17 protein-coding genes are annotated in these 13,871 nt (G+C 71.4%); 12 read left to right on the forward strand and 5 right to left on the reverse strand.

What is annotated here, in order from left to right; translation table 11 throughout:
- Positions 1–13 precede the first annotated feature (13 nt).
- A complete protein-coding gene (locus tag ACQPZX_RS37150) occupies positions 14–694 on the reverse strand; it encodes an EcsC family protein (RefSeq protein ID WP_433366129.1) in 681 nt (226 codons plus the stop codon).
- Positions 695–879: 185 nt separating this feature from the next.
- Between ACQPZX_RS37150 and ACQPZX_RS37155 the strand changes: the two genes are divergently transcribed.
- The 3 genes from ACQPZX_RS37155 to ACQPZX_RS37165 are packed head-to-tail and all read left to right on the forward strand — an operon-like array spanning position 880 to position 3,576.
- Positions 880–1,785, forward strand: a complete 906-nt coding sequence (locus ACQPZX_RS37155) for a proteasome assembly chaperone family protein (protein WP_433366132.1) — start codon at positions 880–882, stop codon at positions 1,783–1,785.
- A 55-nt stretch (positions 1,786–1,840) separates the two neighbouring features.
- The gene (locus ACQPZX_RS37160) at positions 1,841–2,752 is read left to right on the forward strand and encodes a hypothetical protein (protein ID WP_433366135.1); all 912 of its coding nucleotides are present in this window, start codon (positions 1,841–1,843) and stop codon (positions 2,750–2,752) included.
- Positions 2,749–3,576, forward strand: a complete 828-nt coding sequence (locus ACQPZX_RS37165; protein WP_433366138.1) for a hypothetical protein — start codon at positions 2,749–2,751, stop codon at positions 3,574–3,576. The genes ACQPZX_RS37160 and ACQPZX_RS37165 overlap by 4 nt, the downstream gene beginning before the upstream one ends.
- On the opposite strand, the gene ACQPZX_RS37170 is transcribed toward ACQPZX_RS37165, so the two are convergent.
- Positions 3,573–4,316, reverse strand: a complete 744-nt coding sequence (locus tag ACQPZX_RS37170; protein ID WP_433366141.1) for an alpha/beta hydrolase — start codon at positions 4,314–4,316, stop codon at positions 3,573–3,575. The two genes, ACQPZX_RS37165 and ACQPZX_RS37170, sit on opposite strands and share 4 nt — an antisense overlap.
- A gap of 63 nt (positions 4,317–4,379) precedes the next feature.
- Between ACQPZX_RS37170 and ACQPZX_RS37175 the strand changes: the two genes are divergently transcribed.
- The 3 genes from ACQPZX_RS37175 to ACQPZX_RS37185 are packed head-to-tail and all read left to right on the forward strand — an operon-like array spanning position 4,380 to position 7,716.
- Positions 4,380–4,904 carry a PadR family transcriptional regulator gene (locus tag ACQPZX_RS37175; protein WP_433366144.1) on the forward strand — a complete coding sequence of 175 codons (525 nt, stop codon included), beginning with the start codon at positions 4,380–4,382 and terminating at the stop codon, positions 4,902–4,904.
- Entirely contained in the window at positions 4,901–5,575 is a 675-nt protein-coding gene (locus tag ACQPZX_RS37180; protein ID WP_433366147.1) for an ABC transporter ATP-binding protein, read from the forward strand. The genes ACQPZX_RS37175 and ACQPZX_RS37180 overlap by 4 nt, the downstream gene beginning before the upstream one ends.
- Entirely contained in the window at positions 5,572–7,716 is a 2,145-nt protein-coding gene (locus ACQPZX_RS37185) for an FtsX-like permease family protein (RefSeq protein WP_433366150.1), read from the forward strand. The genes ACQPZX_RS37180 and ACQPZX_RS37185 overlap by 4 nt, the downstream gene beginning before the upstream one ends.
- A gap of 69 nt (positions 7,717–7,785) precedes the next feature.
- Here the strand turns inward: ACQPZX_RS37185 and ACQPZX_RS37190 are convergent, their stop codons facing one another.
- Both ACQPZX_RS37190 and ACQPZX_RS37195 read right to left on the reverse strand, forming a co-directional pair.
- Entirely contained in the window at positions 7,786–7,935 is a 150-nt protein-coding gene (locus ACQPZX_RS37190) for a hypothetical protein (protein WP_433366153.1), read from the reverse strand.
- Between the two features lie 25 nt (positions 7,936–7,960).
- Positions 7,961–8,218, reverse strand: a complete 258-nt coding sequence (locus ACQPZX_RS37195) for a hypothetical protein (protein WP_433366156.1) — start codon at positions 8,216–8,218, stop codon at positions 7,961–7,963.
- 179 nt (positions 8,219–8,397) lie between these two features.
- Between ACQPZX_RS37195 and ACQPZX_RS37200 the strand changes: the two genes are divergently transcribed.
- Together ACQPZX_RS37200 and ACQPZX_RS37205 are read left to right on the forward strand one after the other, a co-directional pair.
- Positions 8,398–8,967: a TetR/AcrR family transcriptional regulator gene (locus ACQPZX_RS37200; protein WP_433366159.1), complete on the forward strand. Its 570-nt coding sequence runs from the start codon at positions 8,398–8,400 to the stop codon at positions 8,965–8,967.
- 58 nt (positions 8,968–9,025) lie between these two features.
- On the forward strand, positions 9,026–9,688 hold the full coding sequence (locus ACQPZX_RS37205) for a hypothetical protein (RefSeq protein ID WP_433385650.1): 663 nt from the start codon (positions 9,026–9,028) through the stop codon (positions 9,686–9,688).
- Positions 9,689–10,008: 320 nt separating this feature from the next.
- Here the strand turns inward: ACQPZX_RS37205 and ACQPZX_RS37210 are convergent, their stop codons facing one another.
- Positions 10,009–10,743 (reverse strand): DUF4188 domain-containing protein, encoded by a 735-nt coding sequence (locus ACQPZX_RS37210; RefSeq protein WP_433366162.1) that lies wholly within the window; start codon positions 10,741–10,743, stop codon positions 10,009–10,011.
- Positions 10,744–10,802: 59 nt separating this feature from the next.
- Here ACQPZX_RS37210 and ACQPZX_RS37215 point away from each other — a divergent pair, with 59 nt between their 5' ends.
- The 4 genes from ACQPZX_RS37215 to trmB all read left to right on the forward strand — a co-directional run bounded on the left by ACQPZX_RS37215 (position 10,803) and on the right by trmB (position 13,705).
- Complete coding sequence (locus tag ACQPZX_RS37215; protein WP_433385653.1) at positions 10,803–11,459, forward strand: MerR family transcriptional regulator; 657 nt, start codon at positions 10,803–10,805, stop codon at positions 11,457–11,459.
- 126 nt (positions 11,460–11,585) lie between these two features.
- Positions 11,586–12,533, forward strand: a complete 948-nt coding sequence (locus tag ACQPZX_RS37220) for a TolB family protein (protein ID WP_433366165.1) — start codon at positions 11,586–11,588, stop codon at positions 12,531–12,533.
- A 61-nt stretch (positions 12,534–12,594) separates the two neighbouring features.
- Positions 12,595–12,984, forward strand: coding sequence for a hypothetical protein (locus tag ACQPZX_RS37225; RefSeq protein WP_433366167.1), 390 nt, complete (start codon positions 12,595–12,597; stop codon positions 12,982–12,984).
- A 46-nt stretch (positions 12,985–13,030) separates the two neighbouring features.
- Positions 13,031–13,705, forward strand: coding sequence for a tRNA (guanosine(46)-N7)-methyltransferase TrmB (gene trmB / locus ACQPZX_RS37230; protein WP_433366170.1), 675 nt, complete (start codon positions 13,031–13,033; stop codon positions 13,703–13,705).
- Positions 13,706–13,871 lie beyond the last annotated feature (166 nt).

Below are 13,871 nucleotides of genomic sequence, written 5' to 3' on the forward strand. Positions count from 1 at the left end.
GGCCTCGAGACCCTTAGGCGGCGGCGAAGTGCGCCTTGGAGCGGGTGGCGAGATCCTTGGTGGCGGCGGAGTTGACCCAGGTGCCCAGCACGACCGACGCGCCCGGCAGCATCTTGGCGAACATGCGGCGGGCCGCGTGGACGCCGGCCATCTGGCCGAGCCGGAAACCGAGCTTGAGCATCACGCCGGTGAGCGGGCGGTCGGCGACGTCGGTGAACAGGCGGCTCGCCCGCTCGCGGCCGGCCGCGACGCCCAGCGCCGTGCGGGCGCCCTCGGCGGCCTTGTGCACCCGCTGCAGAACCAGCAGGTCGGTGGCGCGCTCGGCGGCGGCGGGGTCGTGCCCGTACGCGGCGGCGACATGCAGCACCATGCGCGACTGGGTCCAGGCCAGAACGCCCACGTCGAGCACCGCGCCGGGCAGGCCGGTCGCGCCCGAGACGGCGCCGGAGATGCGCGCGAGCGTGGTGAAGCGGCGCACGGCCCGCTCGGCCAGGGCATGCGGGGCGATGCCGGGGTGGTCGAGCCGCATACGCTCGGCCCACTGGGCGGCCTCGGGCCCGAGGCGGCGGACCGCGTCGAGGGCGAGGTGCTCGGGCGCATACTGCGGGTCTGACTTCATGTGGGACCAGAGCGTGCCCGGGGGCGCGATCGTCTCCGGCAGCTGCTCTCTGACGGGGGTGGCGGCTTCGCTCATCAGATCGCTCCGTTGGGGGGATGGGGTGATCCTGATCCATTGTGGCGTGCGCATGCACGTGCAGACGAGGGGTGCAGATGATTTTGTATCCGCACTGAGATCTTGAGCACGGTTGTGCCGGAATGAACCCCGGGCCGCCGTTGTTACCTTCAGTTACCCGCTTTTCTGCACAGGAGGTCCTCCACGTGCTCGACCCACACGAGCTCTACGAGCTGGCCGACGACCTGCCGGCGCTGGATGAGCCGGTGCTCGTCCAGGCGCTCACCGGGTTCGTCGACGCGGGCAGCGCCATCCAGCTGTTCCGCGAGAACCTGCTGGACGCCCTGGAGACCAGGGTCGTCGCAACCTTCGACCTCGACCAGCTGCTCGACTACCGCTCCCGCCGTCCCCCGATGATCTTCGTGGAGGACCACTGGGAGTCCTACGAGGCGCCCAGCCTCGCCCTGCACCTGGTGCGCGACCAGCTCGGCACCGAGTTCCTGATGCTCGCCGGCCCCGAGCCCGACCTGCAGTGGGAGCGGTTCATCGTGGCCGTGACCGGGCTGATCGAGCGCTTCGGCGTCAAGCTCACCGTCGGGCTCAACGCGATCCCGATGGCCGTGCCGCACACCCGCCCGGTCAGCGTCACCGCGCACGCCACCGACGTGCGCCTGCTCGGCGACCGCGAGTCGTGGCTGCAGCGCGTGCAGGTGCCGGCCAGCGTCGGCAACCTGCTCGAGTTCCGGCTGGGCGAGCAGGGCAAGGACGCCATGGGGTACGCGGCGCACGTCCCGCACTACCTGGCGCAGACCACCTATCCGGCGGCCGCCGAGCTGCTGACCGACTCGGTGTCGTCGAGCACCGGGCTGGCCCTGCCCACGGGCGAGCTGCGCAAGGCCGCCGAGATCGTCCGCGCCGACGTCGACAAGCAGATCGCCGACGACGAGCAGGCCGAGCGCCTGGTCAGCTCGCTGGAGGCGCAGTACGACGCGTTCCTGCGCGGCCGCGAGAACAACCTGCTCGCCGAGTCGGACACCCCGCTGCCGACCGCGGAGGAGCTGGGGGCCGAGCTCGAGCGCTTCCTCGCCGAGCAGACCCGCGACGACACCTAGGGCGCTGAGGCCACCGCCTGTCTCCTCAATGGAGCGGTGACGATATCTTCGGCGCATGACGGAGCGCTCCACCCCGCCGCGAAGTGTCACGCTCACCGCGATCTGCACGGGCGGCGTGCTGGCGTTCGTCGGGACGACGCTGTACTGGGCACGTGTCAGCGACGCGTACGGGACCTTCTCTCTCGTCCGCCTCGCCGACCTCAACCGCGTCGCGGCGCCGGTGGCGGCGCTCTGGCTGATACTCGCGGCCGGCGGCGCCCTCGCCGCCCGCGGCTCGTCCCCGTGGGCGTCCGTGGCGCGGATCGGCGCCATCGTGACCGCGAGCGTCGGCTCGTTCTACGTGCTTGGCCTCACTCTCCTGGTGAACGGCTCGACGGTGCTGGCACACGCCGGCCTCACCGACCAGCCGTCGCTGGTCGCGGTCCGGCACGTCATCCCGGACACCGGCTGCCTGCTGTACGTCGCCGGGCTCATGCTGATCGCGGTCGGCGCCGGCATCACCGAGGTTGCCGTGCGCGGGTTCCAACCGCGTCCACCCCGCCCGGAGGGCCGCCCGGCACCGCACCGCCTCCTGCTGCTCGCCGGCCTGGTCGTCGCAGTCGTCGCGGCGGTCCTCCCCTGGTTCGGCAGAAGCGTCGCCGACGCCGGACACAACGACACCGGGGTGTGGCTCGTCCTCTACCGCGCCGGCATCGCCGCCTGCCTCGCGATCACCGTTCTCGCCCTGGTCCTGCGTCGGCACGCTCCGTGGCTGCGGCTGCTCGGGCTCGTCGTCGGCATCGGGGTGACCGTGCTGCTCCTGAACGGATACGTGGCCGTCGCGCGCCAGACCGCGTCGCAGTTCTCCTGGGATCGCATCGGCCCCGGCCACCACCTCGCCGTTGTGGCGATGCTGCTGCTCACGGCCAGTTTCCTGGCATTGCCATCGAAGGCCTCCGAGCCGGCCGCGACGGAGCCTCGCCCGTGAAGAAACAGCCGCGCAAGGCACCGGCCAAGAAGGCCAAGCCGACGCCGGAGAAGCCGCCGTCGGGCTGGGCCCAGCTGTCCAAGGCGACGAAGGCGCTGGTGGCTCTGGTCGGCACGACCGCCGTGGCGGCGGTGGTCCCCGGCGTGCTCCCGTACGTCTCCGACCACACCCTGGATCTCTTCCGCGCGCCGATCGCCGACGTCCGCAGCGAGATCGGATCGTCGGCCGAGTTTCTCGGCCAGGCCGCCACCGAGGTCGTGACGACCGAGCCGGAGAACATCGTCGCCGATCCCCGGTTCGTGCCGGCCGGATACGCCGGCACCCGGCTCACCTTGGAGGGCAGACGCTCGGCCCCGGTGACGGTGCTGGACATGTCCGTCGAGATCGTCGAGCGCCTGCCACCGCGCCGGGGCACCCTCATCTTCGTCCGGTCGCAGGGCGAGGGGGACAACACGGTGGTCGACCTCGACCTCGACGCGCCCCGGCCCGTCCCGGTCGCGGCGGGTGGCGGCCCGTACTTCACCGGCAAGCACATCACGCTCGGACGCGGCGAGCTGTGGGTGATCGACGTGCGGTCGCGGACCACCGGGCACGAGTACGCCTGGCGCCTCCACCTGCGGCTGCGCTACCGCGGGGCGGACCGTGAGGTGACCGTGCCGCCGGCCGGGCAGCCCCCGTTCCGGATGACCGCGTTCGTGGCGCCGGCCGACTACCGGCAGCAGTTCGTATGGAACGACAAAGGGGTCCTCGCCGGGCACGACTGCGCCGCCGAGCAGGCTGCCTGCGCCGCCACCGAGCTGCCACCGGTCAAGGCGGGACGCTAGCGTGGCCCCAGCATGAATTCGAGACCCGCCTGGATCTGCTCGTCCCAATAGCCCCACTCGTGCTCGCCCGGGCCGAAGGCCGCGTCGATCTCCACGCCCGCGGTCTTGCAGGCCGCCACGAAGCGCTCGTTCTGCTTGACCAGGTGGTCTTCGGTGCCGCAGCGCAGCAGCAGACGCGGCAGCTCCGCCTTGTCGGCCTTCTTGACCAGGTGGAACAGGTCCTCGTCGCCTCCGGCGACCTTGCGATCGGGGAAGACCCGCGAGACCAGGGTGCGGATGTGCGGCCTCAAGTCGAATTCCTGGATGTACGCGAGATCCAGCGCGCCCGAGAAGCTGGCCGCCGCCGCGAAGCGCCGCGGTTCGCGTAGCGCCCACTTCAAGGCTCCGTAGCCGCCCATCGAGAGCCCGGCCACGAACGTGTCCTCGCGTCGCGTCGAGACCCGGAAGAAGCGCTCGACCGTCTGCGGCAGCTCCTCGGTGAGGAAATCCCAGAAGCGCATCCCGTACGCCTCGTTGGCGTAGAAGCTGCGGTGCACCTGGGGCATGACGACGGCCAGGCCGCGTGCGGTGGCGTACCGCTCGATCGAGGTGAACCTGGTCCAGGCGGTGTCGTCGTCGGTGAGCCCGTGCAGCAGGTAGAGCACCGGGGGCGGATCGTCACCCTCCTGCGGCAGCACCACGGTCATCGACGTGTCCAGCTCGAGCGTCTCGGCGGCGAAGTCCACCCGGATCAAGGCCATGGCCTCAGGTTGGCACATCCACTCTATACCCGGTGGGTATACCCGATGAGTATAGTCCGCCGCATGACGCTGTCGTACGCGCTGCTGGGACTGCTCGACGAGGCCGACCGCCACGGCTACGACCTCAAGCAGTCCTACGATCGCCGGTTCGGCGCGGCCCGGCCGCTGCGGTTCGGGCAGGTGTATCGCACGCTCGCCCAGCTCGAGCGGGACGGGCTCATCACGGTGGCCGGCGTCGAGGCGGGCGCCGGCCCCGACCGCAAGCGGTACTCGATCACGACGGACGGGGTGACCGACTTGGAGCGCTGGCTGTCCGAACCGGAAGATCCGCAACCTCAGCTGCAGACGGTGCTGTTCACCAAGGTGGTCACGGCCCTGCTGTCGGGCCGGCCGGCCGGCGCCTTCCTGGAGGACCAGCGGCAGCGGCACCTCGCGGTGATGCGCGAGCTCACCGCCGCCCGGCGCGGATCCTCGCTGCGCGACGGCATGCTCATCGACTACCAGCTCTTCCACATCGAGGCCGACCTGCGCTGGATCGAGCACGCGGTGGGCCGCCTCGACACGCTCGCATCGGAGATCCGGTCATGACGCTTCTCGATGCCCACGGGCTGCACAAGAGCTTCGGTCCGATCCCGGCGCTGCGCGGGATCGACCTGGAGGTGGCGGCGGGCGAGGTGCTCGCCGTGATGGGCCCGAGCGGGTCGGGCAAGTCGACCCTGCTGTACTGCCTGGCCGGCATCCTCACCCCCGACGCGGGCGAGGTGACCTTCGACGGGCGGCGGGTCGACCTGATGCCCGACGCGGAGCGCGCTCGGCTGCGCCGTACCCAATGTGGATTTGTCTTTCAATTCGGCCAGCTCGTGCCGGAGCTTCCGGTCCGGGAAAACATCGCGCTCCCGCTGCTGCTCGCGGGTCAGAGACGGCGGCCGGCGCTCGCCACGGCTGCGTCCTGGGAGGAGAGGCTCGGCTTGCACGGCTGCGCCGATCGGCTGCCCGGCGAGATCTCCGGCGGGCAGGCGCAGCGGGTGGCCCTCGCGCGAGCGTTGATCGCGTCGCCGCGCGTGGTGTTCGCCGACGAGCCCACCGGCTCGCTCGACTCGGTCGCCGCCGACGAGGTGATGGAACTGCTGGTCACCACGGCCAAGTCGTGCGAGGTGAGCGTCGTGCTGGTGACCCACGAGCCCCGCGTGGCGGCGTATGCGGATCGCCAGGTCACCGTCCGGGACGGGACCACCGCGCCGGCGGCGGTGACGTCGTGAACGTGCTGCTCGGGTTCCGGATGATGCTCGCCGGCGGCCGGGAGTCCCTGGCCCGGGCGGGGCTGACCGCGGCCGGCATCGCGGTCGGGGTGCCGCTGATCCTGCTGGCGCTCTCGGCGCTGCCGATCATGCAGAGCCACATCGACCGGCTGGCCTGGCACCGCACGACCGCGCAGAGCCCGGCGACCGCGCCCGACCACGCGATGTGGCTGGCGGTCACCGACCGCTACGACGGGCACGACGTCATCCGGGTGCACGTCGCGGCGCTCGGGCCGCGGCCACCGGTGCCGCCGGGTATCACGCGGCTGCCGGGCCCGGGCGAGAAGGTGCTCTCCCCCGCGCTCGCTTCTTTGATCAGGTCGGTTCCCGCTGATCAACTTGGCGACCGGTTCCCCGGACGTGACGTCGGGCGGATCGGGCCCGACGGCCTGGTGGTGACCGGCGAGCTGGTGGCGGTCGTGGGGCAGACGGCGGCCGAGATGCGCGCCGTGAACGGCGCCGTGGAGATCGCCGGGATCGAGCAGCCCGGCCTGCGGCTGGATCTCGCCGGGCTGTGGGGCGTGTTCTTCGGGCTGGTCGCGGCCCTGGTCGTGGGGCCGGTGGTGGTGTTCGTGGTGATGACGACCCGGGTCGGCGGCGTGCGGCGCGAGGTGCGGTTCGCGGCGGTGCGGCTGGCCGGGGCCACCCGGTTCCAGACGGCGGTGCTGGCGGCGACCGAGACGGCGGTGGCCGCGATCGGCGGGGCCCTCGCCGGATGGCTGGCCTATTTACTGCTGCGCCCGGTGGTGGCGGGGATGGTGACGCTCGGGCACGGGTCGCCGATCTTCGCCTCCGACATCGCGGTGCCGTGGACGCCGCTGCTGGTGGTGCTGGCCGGGGTGCCGGCGCTCGCGGTGATCACCACGCTGGTGGCGTTGCGGCCGGTGCAGCTGACGCCCCTGGGCGTCCGCCATCGGGGGCGTCGCCGGCCGCCCAGCGTGTGGCGGCTCGCGCCGATCCCGCTCGGGCTGATCGGGGCGTGGTTCGCGTTCTCGAAGGCCAACGATCCGTCGGTCGTCGAGAACCCGGCCGCCCAGTCGGCGCTGTCGCTGGTCTCGATGCTGTCCGTGCTGCTCACGGTGATCGGGTTCTTCCTGGCCGGGGCCTGGGCGTGCATGTGGGTCAGCCGGGGGCTGGCGCGGCTGACCCGGGGCGCGGCGTCGCTGATCGTGGCGCGGCGGATCGCGGCCGACCCCTACGCGACGTTCCGCATGGTGGGCGGGGCGGCGATCGCGATGTACGTGGCCACCACGGTGGGATTCGCGGCGGCGGCCTCCGCCACCACGACGCCCGCGTCGATCCTGGATCAAGGTGTGGTCGCCGTGCACACACAGGGGACGGAGATTCCCGCGCTGATGGGCCCGGAGGTCGTTGTGGCCCGGCTCAACGGCAAGCAGATCGTGGTGTCCTGCGAGGGGCTCGCGCGGGTGAGCGTGGTCCGGTGCCCGCTGCCGGAGGAAGAATCCGCCTTGTTCCTGCCGGCCGAGGATCTGTTCACCTTGCCGTACCCGAATCCGACGTCGGCCGACGCCATCTTCCAGCCGTACAGCATCGCCCTGCCGGCGGCCGGTTTCGAGCGGTTGCCGGTGCAGACCCTGTTCGTGCCGACCGATGGGACACTTGCGGCGCAGGAGCGGGTGCGGACGCTGGCGGCTGTCGCCGCGCCGCTTTCCCGGAGCAAGACCAGCTTCGATCTGACGTCACGCCCCGTCGTGCTTCCGGCGGTGACAACCCTCCTCCCGTACGGGATGAGCTTTGTTTTGATCTTGACAGCCTGCAGCCTGACCGTCTCCGTGATCGCCGGCGTGCTCGAGCGGCGGCGTCCCTTCGCGCTGCTGCGCGCCTCCGGGGTGCGGCTCGGCGAGCTGCGGCGGATCGTGCTGCTGGAGACCGGCGCGCCCCTGGCCGTGACGCTGCTGCTCGGGGTCGGGCTGGCGACGGTGCAGTCGCTGGCGGTCGTGCCGCCGTCGGAGTGGGTCGTGCCGAGCGCCCAGTTCCTGGCCGGGCTGGGGGTGGGCGCGGTGATCGCGTACGCGGTGTCGCTGGTTGCGCTGCCTTTCATGGAGACCGCGACCCGGCTCGACACGGCCCGCTTCGAGTGAGCTCCTAGGATTCCGTCCGCCGGTGCCTTTCAGCTTTTCTGTGGACCTGATTCCGTTCGCGGGTGCCTGTCAGTGGGCCGGCGCCTTGTCGCGGGCCAGGTTGGCGGCGGCCTCGCCGAGCATGCGGCCGTTCAGGCGGATCGACACGCCGCGCGGGGTCAGCCGGGTGGCCACCCGCATCCGGCGGTCGGGAATGAAGGTCGCGCGCCCCGCCAGCAAGGCACGGACGGTCTGGTCTACGGCCCTACCCGGCGGCAGCGGACTGATCGGGAGCCTGGCCCGGTCCACCCCGAACTTGTCGATGATCGGGGTGTCCACGTTGCCCGGCAGCATGCGTGACGGCGTTGAGGGTGAGGCGCTGCCGCAGGTCGTCGGGCTCCTGATCGAGGAAGCGGCCGGGCTTGCCGCCGCCGGCGTTGGAGACAAGCAGGCCGACGTCGAGATCCGCGGTGGCGGCAAGCAGGGTGGCGGCGCCGTCGGGACGGCTCAGGTCGACCGGCACTACCCGGCGGTCGACGGACCCCAGCCGGACCCGCACCCACCCCGGCCGCGTCCGCCGCCACCCCGGCCGCGTCCGCCGCCACCCCAGCCGGGCCCGCAGCCACCCCGGCCGCTTCCGCCGCTCCTGCCGCTCCTGCCGCTTCCGCCGCTCCTGCCGCTTCCGGCAAGCGCGCTCGCCTGGTGGCCAGTGCCACGGAGCTGCTGCACCGCAACGGGGTCGGCGCGACCAGCCTGGCCGGCATCGCCGAGCGGGCGGAGGTGCCACTGGGCAATGTGTACTACTACTTCCGGACCAAGGACGACCTGGTGCGGGCGGTGCTCGACGCCCAGACCGCGCAGGTTGCCGCGATGGTCGAGGGCTTCGCCGCGATCCAGGATCCCGCCGAGCGGCTCAAGGCGCTGGCCTCACGCTGGGACCAGATGCGCGACGTGGTCACCCGCTACGGCTGCCCGTTCGGCAGCCTGTCGACCGAGCTGACCCGGCGGGACGACAGCGTCGGCCAGGCCGACGCGACCCCGATGCGCAACATCCTGGAATGGACGACGACCCAGTTCCGGGAGCTCGGCTGCGCCGAGGCGCGCAACCTCGCCATCACCCTGCTCTCGGCGATCCAGGGCAGCGCTCTGCTGGCCGCGACGCTCCGCGAGCCGGAGGTCCTGACCGCGGAGATCCGGCGCCTGCACGACTGGATCGAAACAGTCACGCCGGGGCACGCCGACCGGGTTGGGAATGTCGTACCCGTCGATTAGAATGTATGTACTAAAAGGGGCCGTGACCTGCGAGGAGATCAACGTGACCGCGCCTGTTATGTCCACTCTGCCGACTTCAGAATCGGCTGTGCCTGTGATCCCGCCCTACGCGACGATGCTCGGCTTCACCCGCTACGTGACCCGCACCGGCCCCGCGAAGGCCACGTTCGTCGGCGGTCTGCGACGCGCCCGCGAGCGCCGCACCGGCTTCAACCCGCACGGTCAGTTGGTCAAGGCGCTGAAGGCCGACATCGCCTTCCGCACCGGCGGCAGCTACCTCAACGGCGTCACCGCCCTGGTGAAAGACCGGTGGAAGCCGCTGTATGAGGCAGTCAGCACCGGCGCCCTCACCTACCTGAAGTCCCTCGGCGACCCCGACCAGGTGAGCCTCGCCCAGACCCGCGACGCCCTGGCCTCGGTCGGCCCCCTGGCGGTAAAGATCAACCCTCACTTCGGCCTGCGCTACGAGGACGGCCACCGCGAGGCCGTCAGACTGCACTTCGACGAGGCCCCGCCAACCCCCGAAGCCATCACCGCAACGCTGCACCTGATGGCCGGTCACATGGACCAGATCCTCCCCAACGCCGACCCGGTCCTGGTCGACCTACGCCGAGGCGTAACCCACCGCATAGACCCCGCTATGAAACCCGCCGACATCGAGAGCTGGCTGACCGGCGAGGCAGCCGCCTTCACCACCATGTGGTCCACCACGGTCGCCTGACCCACGGCCCGGGGGCCGCCACCCCCGGGCCGTCACCTCCAGGCCGCCATCTGCAGGGCCGCCGCCTGCGGGCCGCAGCCTCCGGGCCGCAGCCTGCCGGCCGCCGCCCCCGCGCCGCCGCCCCCGCGCCGCCGCCCGGCCGCCGTTCCTCCGGCTGAGCCGCTCACCGCAGCCCAGCCACCATGACGGCGGCGGCTCGACCGACGGAGTACCACCCCAGAGCCCGCGGCCGCCCATCCTCCCGGGGCGGCCGCGGCACGTCGGGCTGCAGGTTGCTTCCAAGGCGGCTCAACCTGCGGCGCGAACGTGGTGCCCTCGCGTCACGCGGCGTTGGCGGCCTCGGGCGTCGGCGACTGAGGCTCCGACGGGTGTGTGGCTTCGGCGACCGGCGCCTCCGCGGCCTGGGCCTCCGCGGCCTGGGCCTTCGCGGCCTGAGCCTCCGCGGCCTGGGCCCCGCCGGTCGGGGCCTCTACGGTCGGGGCCTCTACGGTCGGGGCCTCTACGGTCGGGGCCTCTACGGTCGGGGCCTCCGCCGTCTGGGCCTCTGTGGTCGGGGAGTCCGCGGTCGGGGACTGGGCCGCGTTTGCTGCGCGGCGGGACGCTGCTGTGCGGGTTGATCTGGTCAGTGGGGCCGGCTTGCCTGCGGACGCCAAGCCGAAGGTGGGCATGTTGCCGTACAAGGCCTCGAACGTGCCCTCCCGCACCACGTATGTCTCGTGCCAGACGCCTACATCGCCGCTGTTGCCTACTGCCTTGTTCCAGCGCTTCCACGCTGGGTGGTGGGGCAGCCGCGCGTCTCGGGCGAAGGACTCCAACTGCTCTACGCTGCGCCAGTACTGCACCAGGACCGGGCCTCTCGGGCCGACCCAGGACGTGAAGCTCATCAGGCCCAGCTCCTTGCGGCGGACCAGCTCGCGGAGCATCGGGCCCATGGCCAGCGCCACGGGGATCCACTTGTGCAGCTTCCACACCTTGTTGACCCGCATCCCGATCAGGAAGACGACGAAGTCGCCGTCCACCTCGGCGGTGGTGTAGCCCGGAACGACCTTCGACATCGCAACCAACTCCCCGACCTTTGGATAGTGTCACTATCGATAGTTAGACTATCCACTTGATGGAGGATGATCGCAAGGTGCGAGTGGGAGAACTGAGCCGGCGCAGCGGGGTGCCGATCCCGACGATCAAGTTCTATCTGCGGGAAGGGCTGCTCCCGCCGGGTGTGGCCACGGCGGCCAACCAGGCCGACTATGACGAGGAGCACGTTCGCCGGCTGCGGCTGATCCGGGCGCTGATCGACGTCGGCGGTGTCTCGGTGGCGGGCGCGCGCGACGTGGTGGCGGCGCTCGGCACGTACGCGAATGATCCTTTGGAATTGTTGGGGTGGGCGCAGTCGGCCGTCGAGCCTCGGCATCGGCCGGACCGCGACACCCCGGGGTGGCGCAAAGCTCGCGAGCGGGTGATCACGCTGATCGAGGAGCGGGGCTGGCTGATCTATCCGGACTCCCCCGCGATCGATCTGGTCGCCGATGCGCTCGCGGCCGGGGACTCGCTCGGGGTGGCCGAGCTGTTCGACAAGCTGAGCGACTACGCCGACGCCGCCGACCAGCTGGCCGCCGTCGAGGTCGGGACAGTGCTCGACCGGCCCGACCCCGCGGCCCGGATGGAGCTCGTGGTGCTCGGGACGGTGTTGGGAGAAGCGCTCTTCAGTGCTCTGCGCATGCTTGCCCACCAGCATGAAAGTGCCCGCCAGCTGCGCGGCCGCCCGAGCTGAGCGCCGCCGCCTCGGAGGTCCGACAGTTTGCATCGGGTATTCGCTCAGGTGCGGAACGGTTGCGGACGATTCCTTCGGTGTAAGCAGGGGGCGAGGCGCGTCGGGGGGCGTTCCGTTATGCAGGGCATGAAGAAGATCACCGCAATCCTGGCCGCGACCGGCGCGTTCCTCACGGCCACGCCGAACGTCGCGCGGGCGGCCACCGCGCTGCCCACGATCGCGTACGTTCGCGGCGGCGACATCTACGTCAGCAGCGGCCCGGCCGAGAAGCGCCTGACCACCGGCGGCGGCCATTCCCGCCCGCGCTGGTCGCCCGACGGCAAGCGGCTCGCCTATCTGACCGGCGCCCAGCTCTGGACCATGAACGGCGACGGCACCGCCCAGCGCCGGCTCACCACCCGTACGGCTGCGGGCCCCTCCTGGTCGCCCGACGGCAAGTGGATCGCCTTCGCCTCTTTGTCGTGCACCGGCGGGCCGGGCGTCTACCGCATCGGCGCGGCTGGCACGACCACCACGCCCGAGGTCCTCTTCCCCCGCGACTGCCGCGGCGAGGAGGTGCCGCCGACGGAGTCCGCCGCCGCGCGCGTGGGCACGCTGACCGACCGGCTGCGCACCGACGACGCGGTCGCCTGGTCACCCGACGGCACCAAGATCGCGTTCCGGGGCGGCGACTGCGAATCCGTCTACGACTCCTGCCTCTCGGTGGGGACGGTCACGACCGGCGGGGAGCAGGCCGTCGCCGCGTACGGTGGCGGCAGTTTGCAGAATCGTGGCTTCGCGGTGGTGCCGAGCTGGCGCGGGGACGGCGCGCGGCTGGCTTGGACGGCGTATCAGGAGGGTGAGACGACCGCCGAGAACGAGCCCGTCCATCTGGTCGAATACGATCCCGCCACCCGCGCGAAGCACACCGTCGGCGGCGCGATGGATCGCGAGCTCGCCTACCTCGGCACGACTCGCGCGGTGGTCACCGGCCAGTACCACGGCGGCTCCTGGGTCACCTTCGTCGGCCTGACCGACGGATCGCGCACGCTGTTCCATTCCGGCTCGCAGCCGAGCGTGCGTCCTACCCGCTAAGCGTTTCGGCGAGGGTGCCGAACAGGGTGTAGACCGGTGCAACAAAATGGGGGATCCGCCGATGACCGTCTCCGGCCTGGGCTCGGCGTTCACGCCGCGCACACCTGTCGCGCCCGTGCACCGGCACCGCGTGCACGAGAAGTCGCACCGCAACGACTTCGACGCCCTCACCGTGGCCGACCGTGAGCTCATCCACCACGCGACCGGCCAGCGCATAGCCCCCGGTTTCGACCCGGTGCGCGAGTCCACCACGACGTTCGCAGCCGCGATCGCCGCCGAGCGCGCCGCCGGCCGTCTGGCACCCGGCCAGCCGGTCACCGCGGTCTACCTCAAGGACCTCAACCGCCGCTTCGACCGCGCGGGCGGCCCCAACCCGGTCGGCCCGTATCTGACGAAGGCCCTGGACTACCTGTCCCGCAGCGGCCCCCGAGGCATCGACGTCTCGGCCTGACCGGCGCGGGGCCTGCCGCGGCCGGTCTCAGTAGGCTTGGGTCACCATGACCGAGACCGCTGACCACCGGCCCATCCGCACCTTCCACCCGCGCCGGGGCCGGCTGGGCGCCCGTCAGGCCGACGCGCACGCCGAGCTGTGGCCGCGTTTCGGCTTCACCGTCGAGGACGGCGACCGCACCCCGCTCGATCTCACTTCGCTCTTCGGCCGCTCGGCTCCGGTGGTGCTTGAGATCGGCTTCGGCATGGGCGACACCCTGGCCGCGATGGCCGCCCTCGATCCGCCCCGCGACTACCTGGGCATCGAAGTGCACACCCCCGGCATCGCCAACCTCCTATCAAATATCAATAATCAAAACCTCCATAACGTACGCGTGGCGCGCGGCGACGCGATCGAACTGCTCCACAAGCTCGCCCCCGCCTCGCTGGACGCGATAAACGTCTTCTTCCCCGATCCGTGGCCGAAGGCCCGACACCACAAGCGCCGCCTGATCCGCGCCGACAATGTCGTCCTGCTCCGCGAGCGTCTGCGCCCCGGCGGCATCCTTCATTGCGCCACCGACTGGCCCCACTACGCGTCCGCGATGGCCGAGACCCTGGACGCCGACCCCGGCCTGCATCGCGTTGACGCCGAGCGGGCCGGCCGGCCCGAGACAAAGTTCGAGCGCCGGGGCACGGCCGCGGGCCGCCACATCGCCGACCTCCGCTACGCCCGCGCCTGACCCGCCCGGCTCCGCCAGGTTTGATGAACAGCCGCGATCAGCGCACAGCAACTCATCATTGATGAACTGCCGTTAGCAGCGCACCGAACCTCATCAAGATCGCGCCGCCGGTAACCTTGATGAGGTGGGTCCGCAGCGCACCGCAACTCATCACGATCGCGGCAGC

The sequence above is a fragment of the Actinoplanes sp. CA-142083 genome, from assembly GCF_050942195.1.
In the GTDB taxonomy this organism is placed as follows: domain Bacteria; phylum Actinomycetota; class Actinomycetes; order Mycobacteriales; family Micromonosporaceae; genus Actinoplanes.